Genomic DNA, 13,463 nt, shown 5'->3' with positions numbered 1-13,463 from the left:
TCATTTCTCTCCTGTTGCCGGACCGATCAGCATCGCAATCCCGTCAAGCGCCGCCACGTGGCCGACGAAGGCTTCGCCCCTGACTTCGAAATTCTTATATTGGTCGAAGCTTGCGCAAGCCGGGGATAACATCACGGCCGAAGCGGCGCTCTCGTCGCGATCGGCATCGGCGGCCGCATGCGCGACGGCGCGCTCCAGCGTGTCCGATATTTCGTAAGGAACAGCCTCGCCGAGCGTCGCGGCGAATTCCGCCGCCGCCTCGCCGATCAGATAGGCCTTGGCAATGCGCGGAAAATAGGGAGCGAGCGTCGTGATGCCGCCAGCCTTCGGCAGGCCGCCGGCGATCCAGTAGATGCGATCATAGCTCGAAAGGGCCGGCGCCGCAGCATCCGCATTGGTCGCCTTGGAATCATTGACGAAAACCACGCGGCCACGCTGCCCGACCGGCTGCATGCGGTGCTTGAGGCCGGGGAACGAGGCAAGGCCGGCGCGGATGTCTTCGGCGGAAACTCCGACGGCGAGGCAGGCAGCGACGGCTGCGGCGGCGTTCTGCGCATTGTGGCTGCCGCGTAGCGTCTGGATGCCGTCGAGATCGACGAAAGGCAGCATCGCGCCGCCGGCAGCCTGGATGAGCTTGGTGCCCTCGGCATAGATGCCGTCGGCCACGACGTTGCGGCGCGAGATGCGGATCACCTTGACGCCCGCCCGCTCGACGCGGTCGGCAATCAGCGCCGAATGGCTGTCGTCGATGCCGACGATTGCGACATCGCTGCCGGCGACCAGCCGTTCCTTGATATCGGCATAATGCTGCATGGTGCCGTGACGGTCGAGATGATCGGGCGTCAGGTTGAGCAGGATGCCGGCAGACGGGTCCAGCGTCGGCGCCAGATCGATCTGATAGGAGGAGCATTCGACGACATAATAGCGCTCGGCCTTCGGCGGATCGAGCGTCAGCACCGCCGTGCCGATATTGCCGCCGAGCTGCGTGTCGTAGCCTGATGATTTCAGGATATGGGCAATCAGCGCCGTCGTCGTCGACTTGCCGTTGGTGCCTGTTATGGCGATGAAAGGGCAATCCGGCGCATGGGCGCGGCGCTCGCGCACGAAGAGCTCGACGTCGCCGACGATATCGACGCCGGCCGCGCGGGCAAGATCGACAGTCCAGTGCGGCTTCGGATGGGTGAGCGGCACGCCGGGCGACAGCACGAACAGCGCCTGCTGGCTCCAGTCGATACTGTGCAGGTCCTCCGTCCTGATGCCTTCAGCCACGGCCTTGCCAACGCTGTCGGGATTGTCGTCCCAGGCGGTCACATCGGCACCGCCGGATATCAGCGCCCGGGCGGTGGCAAAGCCGGAGCCGCCGAGCCCGAAGAGCGCGACCTTCCTATCCTTGAGCGTCGTGACCGGGATCATCGCTGCCTCACCGGAGCTTCAGCGTCGAAAGGCCGAGCATTGCAAGGCCGACGGCGACGATCCAGAAGCGGATCACCACCTGGCTCTCGGTCCAGCCCTTCTTTTCGAAGTGATGATGGATCGGCGCCATCAAGAAGACACGCCGGCCGGTCATCTTGAAGAAGCCGACCTGGATGATGACCGACAGCGTCTCGATGACGAAGAGGCCGCCGATGATCGCCATGACGATCTCGTGCTTGGTGGCGACGGCGACGGTGCCGATCGTGCCGCCGAGTGCCAGCGATCCAGTGTCGCCCATGAAAATGGCGGCCGGCGGCGCGTTGAACCAGAGGAAGCCGAGGCCGGCGCCGATGACGGCGCCGAGCACGACGGCGAGCTCGCCGGTGCCGGGCACGAAATTGATCTGCAGGTAGTTCGCAAACACCACGTTGCCGGCGAGATAGGCGATGACGCCGAAGGAGGCGGCGGCGATCATCACAGGCACGATGGCAAGCCCGTCGAGACCGTCGGTCAGATTGACGGCATTGCCGGCGCCGACAATGACGAAGCCGCCGAAGACGACGAACATGATGCCGATATTGATCATGAAGTCCTTGAAGAAAGGAAAGGCGATCGAGGAGCCGAAGGTCGAGCCGGCAATCCCCGAGGCAAGAGCGGTGCGCATCATGAAATAGACGGCGATGCCGGCGATGACGAATTCGATGCCGAGACGCGCCTTGCCCGAAAAGCCCATATGGCTCTGCTTCGTGACCTTAAGGTAATCGTCGTAGAAGCCGATCGCGCCGAAGCCCAGCGTCACCAGCAGCGTGGCGACGACATAGACGTTGGAAAGATCGGCCCAGAGCAGCGATGCGCCGATGATGCCGGCGAGGATCATCAGCCCGCCCATGGTCGGCGTGCCGGCCTTCTTGAAATGCGTCTGCGGCCCGTCGGCGCGGATCGGCTGGCCCTTGCCTTGGCGGATGCGCAGCGAATTGATGATCGTCGGCCCGAACAGGAAGACGATCAGCGCTGAGGTGAAGAGAGCGGCCCCCGTGCGGAAGGTAATATATCTGAACAGATTCAGAAATTTGAAATATTCCGACAGTTCGACAAGCCAGATCAGCATTCAGGGCCCCTTGTTTACCCGATCAAAATTCGCGTTGCGTGTCGGCAAATGGCGGGAACTTGTCAAGGAGCGCGGCGACGATCTTGCCGAAACCGATGCCCAGAGACGATTTCACCATCAACACGTCGCCCGGCGCGACCGAGTTCAATACATAGTCCGTCAATTCGCTCGTGTTCTCGCGATATTCGACATGGACGCTTTCCGGCAACGATTCCTTGAGCGTTGCCATCTCGGCTCCGGCCAGCCAGACATGTTCGATACCGGCGGCCAGCAGCGGCACCGCAAGGTCGGTATGGACCTTCTGCGCATAGTCGCCCATCTCAAGCATGTCGCCGAGCACGGCGATACGGCGTCCGCGGCCGGTCGGCTCGGAGGCCGCCAGCAGCGCGATCGCCGCGCGCATCGAGGCCGGATTGGCATTGTAGCTCTCGTCGATCAGCGTGAAGCTGCCGCTGCCGATCGAAAGTCGGTGGCGCTTGCCCCTGCCCTTTTCCGGCTTCAGCGTCGCGAGCGCTTCGATCGCCTTCTGCATATCGGCGCCGACGATCCTGACGACGCCGAGCGCTGCGAGCGCATTCTCGGCGATATGGCGGCCCGGCGCGCCGAGCGCAACTTCCAGCGTCTGGCCGCCAATCGTCAGCCACAGCGTCGAATTCTCGTCGGAGCCATTGAATTCTGCGAGCCGGAATTCGGCCTTGGCATGCTGGCCGAAGGAATGGATATGCTCGATGCCGTGTGATTGCGCCGTGCGGTCGAGGAAATTGAACTGGTCGTTGTCGCGGTTGAGCACGACATGACCACCGGGTTCGAGCCCCTCGAAGATCTCGGCCTTGGCGGCGGCGATTTCCTTGATATTTTTGAAATTGCCGAGATGCGCCGGCGCGATCGTCGTGATGATGGCGACATCGGGACGAATCATCGCCACCAGCGGCCGGATCTCGCCGGGATGGTTCATTCCGACTTCGAAGACGCCGTAATCCGCATCCTCAGGCATGCGTGCCAGCGTCAGCGGCACGCCCCAATGATTATTGAAGGAGGCGACGGAGGCGTGCACCTTGCCGGAGGGCGACAGCACATGCCGCAGCATTTCCTTGGTGGTCGTCTTTCCCACAGATCCCGTCACCGCGATGATCTGGGCCTTTGAGCGCTCGCGCGAGGCAAGGCCAAGCCGGCCGAGTGCCGCGAGCACGTCTTCCACGACGATCATCGGCACCGTCAGCCGACCCATGGCGGGAAGCCGCGCCTCGCTGACGACGAGAAGGGAGGCACCGTTCGCCATCGCCATCGATGCGTAGTCGTGACCGTCGACACGGTCGCCCTTGATCGCGAAGAAGGCTTCGCCTAGCGAAATCGAACGGCTGTCGATGGAGATGCCGGTGATTCCTTCGGGCGGAGTGCCGAAGGGGCGCCCCGCCATCGCTGCGATCATGTCTTCGGTCGTCCAGAGCCAGCTCAAGATTTCAGGTCCTCCAAGGCCTTGCGCACCTCCGCATGATCGGAAAACGGCAGGGTGACGTCGCCGATCGTCTGCCCTTCCTCATGCCCCTTTCCGGCGACGATCAGCGTATCCCCGGATCTCAGCATGCCCGCAGCCTCGCGGATCGCCGCGGCGCGATCGGCAATTTCCGAGGCGCAGCTTGCTGCCGCCATGATCTCCGCCCGGATCGAGGCCGGCTCCTCCGAACGCGGATTATCGTCGGTGACGATGACGACGTCGGCAAGTCGGCAGGCGATTTCGCCCATGATCGGCCGCTTGCCGCGGTCACGGTCGCCGCCGCAGCCGAAGACGACGATGACGCGGCCGGTGGTGAAGGGTCTGACCGAGCCCAGCACGTTTTCCAGCGCGTCCGGCTTGTGGGCGTAATCGACATAGGCGAGCGCCCCGTCTTTTGTATGGCCGACAAGTTCGAGACGGCCGGACGCGCCGACGAGCTTCTCGAGCGCGGCCATCGCAACCTTCGCCTCAACGCCGGTCGACATGGCAAGCCCCGCCGCGACCAGTGCGTTGGCGACCTGGAAGTCGCCGGCCAGCGGAATGTCCACCTCGAAGATCTCGCCGCCGATATGGATCTCGGCCGTCTGCTTGTGGCGGAAGTGCTCGACCCGCTTCAACGAGAGGTAGTCACCCTTTCGCCCGACGGTACGAACATCGTGACCGGCATCGGTCGCGGCCTTGATCGCCTGCGCCGACCACGGATCGTCAGCGAAGATCACCGCCGGCGATCCCTTCGGCAACAGCGTATCGAAAAGCCGCATCTTGGCGGCCATATAGGCCTCGATCGTCGGATGATAATCCATGTGGTCCCGGCCGAGATTGGTGAAGGCGGCTGCCGCAAGCTTCACGCCGTCGAGCCGGCACTGGTCGAGGCCGTGGCTGGAGGCCTCCATAGCGGCATGCGTCACGCCCTCTCCGGCAAGTTCCGCCAACAGCTCATGCAGCGACACAGGATCGGGCGTCGTCAGCGAGCCATATTCGTTGCGCGTCGGCGAGACGATGCCCGTCGTGCCGATCATCGCGGCCGCGTGGCCGGCATGCGCCCAGATCTGCCGGGTGAAAGAAGCGACGGAGGTTTTGCCCGCGGTGCCGGTGACGGCGACCATGGTATCGGGCTGCCTGCCATGGAAACGCGCGGCGGCGATGGAAAGGAAACGCCGCGGCTCCTTGACTGCAAGCACCGGGATCGCAGCAGCGACGGCTTGGGAGGCGATCGCGACGGCAGCGCCGCGGCCGGCGGCATCCGCGATGAAGCCTGCGCCGTCCGCCTTGGTGCCGGCGACCGCGACGAAAGCATTGCCCGGCGCCACCTTGCGGCTGTCCGAAGACAGGCCTGAAATATCAAGCAAACCTGCCGGGCCTTCGAGCTGTGCTTCAAGTTCCGGAAACTGATCTCCGGCCAGGTCTCGCAATTTCATCGCACGCACTTTTCTCTCTTGAATCCGGTTCACCCCTCGCGAATCGGCGTCGATATTCATTCACACTCAATAAGACACCAGCAAGGCCGATCCGCCCTCCCCGAATTTCGGCTCGATGCCGAGAATGGGGGCCGCGCGGCTGATGATCTCGCGGGCGATCGGACCGGCAGTACCGGCCGAGATCGTTCCGCCATAGGCCTTCTCACCGGTCTTCGGCTCGTCGCAGAAGGTGATCACCGCATATTTGGGATCGTTGATCGGGAATGCGGCGATGAAGGAATTGAAATTCAGGGTCGCCGAATAACGCCCGTTCACCACCTTGTCAGCCGTGCCGGTCTTGCTGCCGACGGAAAAGCCCGGCACGCGGGCGACGCGCCCGGATCCCTTGTAGCCGTTGAAGTCAAGGAGATAGCGAATCTCGTCGCTGGTCGACTTCTTGATCACCTGCGTGGCGATCTGATCGGCCTGCTCGCGCGTGCGCGGCAGGAATGTCGGCTCGATCAGCTTGCCGCCGTTGACGAGAGCGGCAGCCGCCACCCCTGTCTGCAGCGCCGTCGTCGAGACGCCATGGCCGAAGGAAATCGTGATCGAATTGATCTTCTTCCAAACGCGCGGCTGGCTCGGCATCTTCACTTCGGGCAGCTCGGTCTGCATCTTCGTCAAGAGGCCGAACTTGGTCAGATAGTCCTTCTGCGCATCGATGCCGACGATGTCGATGACGCGCGCCGTGCCGATATTCGACGAATATTGGAAAATCTCGGGAACAGTCAGCCAGCGGCGCTGCCCGTGAAAATCGTGGATGGTGAAACCGCCGATATAGATCGATTTGCTGGCATCGAAACTATCGGTCATCTTCACCTTGCCGCTGTCGAGCGCCATGGCCAGCGAAAAGGTCTTGAAGGTCGAACCCATTTCGAAAGTGCCGTTGGTCATCCGGTTGAGCCAACCCTCCTTGGCGCCTTCCTGCGGATCGTTCGGATCGAAATCCGGCGCCGATGCCATCGCCAGCACTTCTCCCGTATGCACGTCGATGACCGCAGCACCCGCGCCCTTGGACTGAAAGTTGTTGACGGCGTTGACGACCGCGTCCCGCACGATGTTCTGCACGCGCAGGTCGATCGATAGCCGCACCGGCTCGAGCGGCTGGTCGCTGGTCATGCCGACGGAGGCGAGATCCGCAAGCCCCTGGTCGTCGATAAATTTCTCCATGCCGGCGACACCGCGGTTGTCGATGTTGACGTAACCGAGGATATGCGCGGCGGTCGAGCCGCCCGGATAGAAGCGGCGCTTCTCCGGCCGGAAGCCGATCCCGGGAATGCCGAGCGCCAGGATCTGGCTCTGCTGCTTCGGCGTCAGCTGCCGGCGCAGCCAGGCGAAATGCGAGGTCTTGACCGAGAGTTTCTTGTAGGTGTCCTTGACGTCGAGCTCGGGCAGCACCGTCGCGAGCTTCTCGACCGCCTCGTCGGCGTCGACGATCTTGTTCGGTTCGGCAAACAGCGAGACGGTACGGATGTCCGTCGCCAGCACCTCGCCGTTGCGGTCGAGAATGTCGGGGCGCGAGGCCATCAGCCGGTCGGGCGGCAGGATGCTGGAGACGACCTCCTGGTCCTTCATTGCATATTCGACGAGACGGCCGCCGATGACCGCGTAGACACCCATGAAGCCAAGGATCAGCAGGCCGACGCGGCTTTTTGCCTGCCCTGATTTCTTCTTGCGCGATCCCTCGATCGCCAAGCCGGCGGGGGAAGGACCACCGAAGCGGTTATAGACGCCGGCGGAGAAATGCGCCTGGCTCTTCAAAACCATGATGCGGGAAAGAAACGACATTATTCCTCCACCGATCCGGTTTCGATCTGATCTGCATCCTCTGCCTCACCGCGCGGCGAAGGCGTTGGAATGGGTTGTGCCTTGGCGATGGCTTGCGCGCCCTTGGCGGTGTCTGGCGCGCCCTTGGCACTGGCCACGGTCGCGCCTTTGGCGCTGGCCTTCTTGGCGCTGGCCTCGGTCGCGCTTTTGGCGCTGACCTTGGCCTCCGTCACATCAGGCACGGGAACCTCGGATTTCAGCATCGGCAATTCCTTGGCATGCACCAGCGCCGTCGATTCCGTCGGCTGCAGCTTCAATTCGTCATTATAGGCTCTGACCAGTCGCTCCAGCCGGTTCGGCTGCGATTGCAGCGCCCAGTCGGCCTTGAGAAGGTCGATCGTGTCCTTCTCGAGCTTGATCTCGGCTTCGAGGCGGTGAACCTCCTCGAGCTTCAATTCGGCGCGGTGCTTGATCGTGTAGGTTACGGCGGCAGTGGCCGTCATGACGCCGATGAGCACGAGATCAAACGTTTTCAGCATATCAACCACCAAGCTTTCCGAGGCTGGCAAGATTGGGAAACCCGAAGAGCGACATATCCGCGGCTTCGGCGGCAGCGTCGGTCCTCAGGCCAGCGCGAAGCTTGGCGGAGCGGGCACGCGGATTGATCTCCGCCTCCGCCTCGCTTGCCGAAACCATCGGCTTGCCGATGACCGCAAAGGTTGCGGCCCGCTCATGTGCGACCGGCAGGTGCCGCGAACCCGACGCCTTGCCGGCGCGGTCGGAGAAGAATTTCTTGACGATGCGGTCTTCGAGCGAATGAAAGGTGACGACGACGAGCCGCCCGCCGGGTTTCAGTGCCGCCTCCGCCGCAAACAGCGCCTGCGCCAACTCGCCGAGCTCGTCATTGACGAAGATGCGCAATGCCTGGAAGACGCGCGTTGCCGGATGGATCTTGTCCTTCATCTTGCGCGGCGTGACGAGCTCGACGAGACCGGCGAGATCGCGTGTCGTTTCGAACGGCTTTTCGGCGCGGCGCTTCTCGATCGCATGGGCGATGCGCGGCGCCTGGCTTTCCTCACCGAGAAAATGGAAGATGCGGATGAGATCGGCGACCTTGGCACGGTTGACGACATCGGCGGCCGAAACGCCTTCGGCCGACATCCGCATGTCGAGCGGACCGTTTTTCTGGAAGGAGAAGCCGCGCTCGGCCTCGTCGATCTGCATGGAAGAGACGCCGATATCGAGCACGACGCCGTCGAGCCCGCGCGGCGGCGCGTAATCGCCAAGATGCGAGAATTGCGAATGAACGAGCCTGAGCCGACCGCCATGGGCAGCGACCATCGCTTGGCCCGCCGCAATTGCCGTCGGATCGCGGTCGAGCGCGATCACGTCGGCGCCGGTCGCCAGGATGGCCGAGCTATAGCCGCCCGCACCAAATGTGCCGTCGAGGATGAGTTTGCGGGGCGCGGGCGCCAGCGCCGCAAGGACTTCGACGAGAAGAACCGGAATGTGGCGAACCGGTCCGCCACCGGCATCAGTTGAACCTCCGCCAGGATTCGCCACCATTCCGTTCCCTCGTTCTTTCAGGAACGCTTGCCCGCCAGCTTGCGCTCCCCTCGTGCTTGCGCCTGTGCAGCCACAAAAGCCTGCGGCTGCCAGAGCTGAAAATGATCCGCCCGACCGACGAAGGTCACTTCGTCCGAGATGCCAGTGAAGCCCCGAATGAAATCCGTGACCATCAGCCGCCCCTCGGCGTCGAGCTTCATGAAGACCCCGCCTCCATGAATGAGAAGCGACATCTCGTTCGCATCCGGCGAAAACGGATCCTCCGCAGCAATCTGCCGTTCGAATCTTTCGAGAAGATCCGGACCGCCGACGCTGATCGCCGGAAACACAAAGTCCTGAAAGCAGTAGAGCTCCTGGACGTTGCGCTGCGCCAGCACGGAACGGAAAGCCGAAGGCACGGAAACCCTGCCCTTGGCGTCGATCCTGTTGGTCGCGTTCGAAAGGAAGCGGCTCATCACACGAAACATCCGTTCCCGCAGGGATCCGGACCAAAAAACGCCCGAAACTCCCGATATCAGGCACAGCTTCGCAAGCCGGATGAGCAAAAACCCTTCCGACGCTTCCGGAGAGGAAGACGCCTTTGCTTTGCGATGAATGGGCAGATGATTGCCCTGGTGCAGTGCGCATTTGGGATAGCATGGGACCATATGGGCGTCAATGGGATACGCCCATTTTGCAACGGACGCATGATCAAAAATTTATAAGCCGTTAAGTTTAACAAAGGGTTAGCAGCTTACCCTACAAATGACACGCATTGGTAAAGCCACAAGCAAAATCCATCCTATGGATGCATAAACATTCGCTTGAAACAGTCGGTTTCAGCGACTTACGCGGAAATCCGGCTGCCGCGCCGTTAAGATGGTAATCGCCAGTTGGCCTGTAAGCCGGGTTCTGTATGGCTCCGGCGTGAACCGGAACGTGGCAGCCATTCCTCTGGGACAGCGTTCGCACGCTGCCTCACGCAACCCACCCGGATGACTGGCCTGGAAACCGGCCGGAAGGCCTTTCGGCCTGCCACGTCATCCCTATTCGGTCTTGCTCCCGGTGGGGTTTACCGTGCCATTTCCGTTGCCGGAGATGCGGTGGGCTCTTACCCCACCCTTTCACCCTTACCTGTCATGACAGGCGGTTTGCTTTCTGTGGCACTTTCCCTGAGGTCGCCCTCGCCGGACGTTATCCGGCACCGTGTTTCCGTGGAGCCCGGACTTTCCTCACCCTACCGCCTTTCGGCATTGGTAAAGCGCGGCTGCCCAGCCAACTGGCACGGCTCCCATAAACGAGAGGGATCGCAATTGCTATCGAAATAAACGATATCGCTCAGAGCAATTCCAGCAACACTGCGCATCGGTTTTGCGTTCGGAATTGCGGAACAACAAAAAAGAGAGCACCCCCGTGGTTCGGAGAAAAACGGAAATGCTCTAGCGAAATTGCGGTGTGAAATCCGTGGAATAGCCCTGTACGCCGATTCCGCCTGACAAAAGCAGCTCGGCCCCAAGCCGGCCGATTTCGTCCGAGCTCTTGGCCGACGTTCCGGCACAGCCCGTGAGCACCGCGATTTCTGGCGATGAGGTGTAGCCAATCATCGGGTAGCCGCTTTCCGTATGCGACACGACGCAGGCCGCCGTCGAAATCGAGAGCGGCACGATATCGGGCACGAGACCTTCAACGATGCGTTTGAGATGCGCGCGCACCGTATCGCGGCCCTCGGTCTTGAACCAGGCGCGCATATCGGCGTTGTCGCTGAGTGCCATATCGTCAGGATCGCCGCCGATCTTCAAGTAGAATTTGCCGTCGGGATACCGGATCGGCGGCAGCAGGTAGATTTCGATGCCGGGCGCCCGGAGAATGAGCGACGGCATCGCGGCCAGGCGCGCAGCATCGGCCTCGCTTACCTCGAAAAGCGTCACGGTCCGGGCATAAACCGTCATGGCAAGGGGCCGCGGCAACAGATTCTCCGCAATGGAAAATCCGCCCGCTGCCAGCAGCACTTTTTCACCGCGGCAGGTCCGGCCGCCTGATGTTTCGACGACAGCCACGCCGCCCTCGCTGCGGATCGAAACGACATAGTCACGAATGACGGTGGCGCCTGCCTTTTCGGCGAGCAGCGACTGCGCCTTGACCAGGCTGCGCGGACTGATGTGGCCCGCCCCCTTCGCCTCGAAGACGCCGGCGCCACCATCAGGAAAGGCGAAAAAGGAAAAGACGGCCTTCAGGCCGGCCCCATCGAGAAGGCGAGTCTCGACACCGAGCGAGATGGCGGCCTGTCGGGTTCTCTCGAGATAATCGCTCTGCGTCGGCGCGACGACGGCACAGCCGACCTCGCGATAGAAGTCGATGCCGCTGTCGCGAGCGATCTCGCCATAACGGCCGATCGAACGGTTGGCGAGCAGCGCCCAATTGCGGTCGGGATCGATGGTACGGGTGATGCGCCCCTCGTCGTAATGGCTGGCGAAGACGCCCTGATGCGCCTTGCGGTCATCAGGCTCGTCCGGACCGATCACTGCGACACCGTCCACTTGCCGCGCCAGATGCCGCGCCGCCGCTGCCCCCATGAGCCCGCGGCCGACGACGATATATTTGAAATCGACTGCCATGCTTTTCGTCTCTACGACGCCGCCTGTCTTTTCAGACCCGCAAAGGACGCTGCATCATCTTGAATTGCTGCGAAGACCGGCGTCAGTTCGCCGCCGAAATCCTGATCGCCGAGCCGTCCTTCCGCCAGAAGTACCGCTCCCAGCCGCCCGAGTTCGTCGGAGGACTTGGCCGCGACGAAATTGCCCCCAGTCAGCACAGCGACGCGTGGCGACTGCGTAAATCCGGCATAGGGATAACCGGTCGGCGTGAAATTGGCCACGCAGGGCGCCGAAGTCACGCGGCAGCCGGCAAGCTCCGGCATCAGCTGCAAGGCAATACGCGAGAGATGATCGCGCTCGGCAGCACTGCCGTCGGAACGGAACCACGCGCCGGCATCCTCCAACCTCTCGAAGCAAAGCGGCTCGGTGTCGCCACCGAGTTTCAGATAGGTCTTGCCGTCGGGATAACGCACCGGCGGCAGGATATAGATGTGATCCTCTTCCCGGTCACCGAGCACGATCGTCGACGGCATATCGCCGAAAATCGCCATCTCGCGCTCGCCGATTTCGTAGAAAGCGACGGTGCGCGCCATAACCCTGGTATCGACGGGACGCGGCAGCAGGGCATGGAAATTGCCGAAACCGCCGGCGGCGACCAGCACACGTTCGGCGCTGTAACTTCTGCCGCCGGCCGTCACCTCGACATGGGAACCGGCGTCGTGCACGGATGTCGCGGTTGCCTCGATAAGCGAGACACCACCCTGTTCGGCAAGCTTGATCTGCGCCCGCACCAGCGCCCGCGGATTGATGTGGCCGGCGCGCTTACGCTCGAAATATCCGCTGAAATCAGGGTCAAAGGCAAGATAGGGAAAACGTTGGGGAAGCTCCGGCGGTGTGATGGTCTCGATATCGCTGCCGAGCGACCGGCTGACGGCCAGTGCCCGGTTGATATAGTCCTGCTCGTCCGTCGGGGTCGGACCGGCAAAGAGGCAACCGACCTCCGAATGGAAGGAAATGCCGCTCCTTGCCTCGATCTCGCCGTAGCGGTCGAGCGCGCGGGCGGCGAAGGTTCCCCAGGCAAGATTGCCGTCGAAAGTGCGGGTGATGCGCGCTTCGTCGTAGTGGCTGGCGAAGACGCCGTGATGGGCCTTGCGCTGGTCCGGCTCACGCGGGCCGATCAGCGCGATGCCGTCGGCCATCGAGGAGAGATGCCGTGCGGCGGCGGCACCCATCATGCCGCATCCGATGATGATGAACCTGAAATCGACTGCCATATCCCACCTCGTTTCAAGGCGGGATATCACGGCAAGCGTGCTGATTCATATCCGTAAAAATGCCGCAAGGGAATTTCGTCCCGACGCGACTGGCTATGCTCAGTCGAGCATCGCTAGGACCTTGCCGCAATAGGTCTTCGACACCGGGTTCATGCGCGTGGCGGCATGACCGGCATTGTATTTTAGGATGGTGTTGCAGGTCTCGCCACCACCGAGATCATGGGCGGCAGCCAGATATTTCATGCCATACTTGATGTTGGTTTCCGGGTCGAACAAGCCCTTGGCGCTGCCAGAATAGCCCATCATGCGGGCAGTGGCAGGCTTTATCTGCATGAGGCCGATCTCACCGTGGCTGCCGCGCGCATTCGGATTGAAATTGCTTTCGATGCGGATGACCGCGGTCGCAAGCGCAACCGGTACATTATATTGGTTCGCATATTTGCTGATCAGTGCGGAATAGAAATTGCCGGAAACATCGGCGACGGGATAGCCGCTCTGGCGCTCGACCGTCTTCAGCGGGCGTTCCGCCGTCTTGAGCGGACGCTTCGCGGGCTTGACCGAACGCTCCGCTTTTTTCAACGGACGCTCTGTCTTCTTCGAAGGACGCTCGACTTTCTTCACCGGCGCATCGGCTCGCACACCCCAACCATTCGCAAAGGCAAAGCTATTTCCCGCCAGCACCATGCCAACGCATGTTGCAGCAACAACAATCAGTTTTCTCATGTAGTCTTGAACACTCCGACCCAAAGAATTTCCGGACGGCGCGCCTCGCTGTCATAATGAATACCAGATCAAGGATGGATCTGGATT

11 protein-coding genes and 1 other RNA gene are annotated in these 13,463 nt (G+C 62.1%); all 12 read right to left on the bottom strand.

Features of this window, described 5'->3' with window-relative positions:
• On the bottom strand, positions 1 to 1,413 hold the full coding sequence (murD, locus tag ACS4RR_RS10360) for a UDP-N-acetylmuramoyl-L-alanine--D-glutamate ligase (RefSeq protein ID WP_222279958.1): 1,413 nt from the start codon (positions 1,411 to 1,413) through the stop codon (positions 1 to 3).
• A 7-nt stretch (positions 1,414 to 1,420) separates the two neighbouring features.
• Entirely contained in the window at positions 1,421 to 2,521 is a 1,101-nt protein-coding gene (mraY, locus tag ACS4RR_RS10355) for a phospho-N-acetylmuramoyl-pentapeptide-transferase (RefSeq protein WP_017965105.1), read from the bottom strand.
• Positions 2,522 to 2,543: 22 nt separating this feature from the next.
• The gene (locus tag ACS4RR_RS10350) at positions 2,544 to 3,977 is read right to left on the bottom strand and encodes a UDP-N-acetylmuramoylalanyl-D-glutamyl-2,6-diaminopimelate--D-alanyl-D-alanine ligase (RefSeq protein WP_260109074.1); all 1,434 of its coding nucleotides are present in this window, start codon (positions 3,975 to 3,977) and stop codon (positions 2,544 to 2,546) included.
• Complete coding sequence (locus ACS4RR_RS10345; protein ID WP_222279956.1) at positions 3,974 to 5,494, bottom strand: UDP-N-acetylmuramoyl-L-alanyl-D-glutamate--2,6-diaminopimelate ligase; 1,521 nt, start codon at positions 5,492 to 5,494, stop codon at positions 3,974 to 3,976. The genes ACS4RR_RS10350 and ACS4RR_RS10345 overlap by 4 nt, the downstream gene beginning before the upstream one ends.
• Positions 5,495 to 5,500: 6 nt before the next feature.
• On the bottom strand, positions 5,501 to 7,261 hold the full coding sequence (locus ACS4RR_RS10340; protein ID WP_222279955.1) for a peptidoglycan D,D-transpeptidase FtsI family protein: 1,761 nt from the start codon (positions 7,259 to 7,261) through the stop codon (positions 5,501 to 5,503).
• Positions 7,261 to 7,779: a cell division protein FtsL gene (ftsL, locus tag ACS4RR_RS10335; RefSeq protein ID WP_456190061.1), complete on the bottom strand. Its 519-nt coding sequence runs from the start codon at positions 7,777 to 7,779 to the stop codon at positions 7,261 to 7,263. The genes ACS4RR_RS10340 and ftsL overlap by 1 nt, the downstream gene beginning before the upstream one ends.
• 1 nt (position 7,780) lies before the next feature.
• Positions 7,781 to 8,806 (bottom strand): 16S rRNA (cytosine(1402)-N(4))-methyltransferase RsmH, encoded by a 1,026-nt coding sequence (gene rsmH / locus ACS4RR_RS10330; protein WP_222279954.1) that lies wholly within the window; start codon positions 8,804 to 8,806, stop codon positions 7,781 to 7,783.
• Positions 8,807 to 8,823: 17 nt separating this feature from the next.
• Positions 8,824 to 9,261: a division/cell wall cluster transcriptional repressor MraZ gene (gene mraZ, locus ACS4RR_RS10325; RefSeq protein WP_024320776.1), complete on the bottom strand. Its 438-nt coding sequence runs from the start codon at positions 9,259 to 9,261 to the stop codon at positions 8,824 to 8,826.
• Between the two features lie 409 nt (positions 9,262 to 9,670).
• Positions 9,671 to 10,068, bottom strand: an RNA gene (gene rnpB, locus ACS4RR_RS10320) — RNase P RNA component class A.
• A gap of 156 nt (positions 10,069 to 10,224) precedes the next feature.
• Positions 10,225 to 11,400, bottom strand: a complete 1,176-nt coding sequence (locus ACS4RR_RS10315) for an NAD(P)/FAD-dependent oxidoreductase (protein WP_456190060.1) — start codon at positions 11,398 to 11,400, stop codon at positions 10,225 to 10,227.
• Between the two features lie 11 nt (positions 11,401 to 11,411).
• On the bottom strand, positions 11,412 to 12,653 hold the full coding sequence (locus ACS4RR_RS10310; RefSeq protein ID WP_407751602.1) for an NAD(P)/FAD-dependent oxidoreductase: 1,242 nt from the start codon (positions 12,651 to 12,653) through the stop codon (positions 11,412 to 11,414).
• A 99-nt stretch (positions 12,654 to 12,752) separates the two neighbouring features.
• Entirely contained in the window at positions 12,753 to 13,376 is a 624-nt protein-coding gene (locus tag ACS4RR_RS10305) for a lytic transglycosylase domain-containing protein (RefSeq protein WP_222279951.1), read from the bottom strand.
• Between the last annotated feature and the right edge of the window lie 87 nt (positions 13,377 to 13,463).

The organism is Rhizobium zaerense, from assembly GCF_051810725.1.
Lineage (GTDB): Bacteria > Pseudomonadota > Alphaproteobacteria > Rhizobiales > Rhizobiaceae > Rhizobium > Rhizobium leguminosarum_I.
The sequence above is the reverse complement of the archived record's forward strand: the minus strand, read 5'-3'. Positions and strand labels throughout refer to the sequence as shown.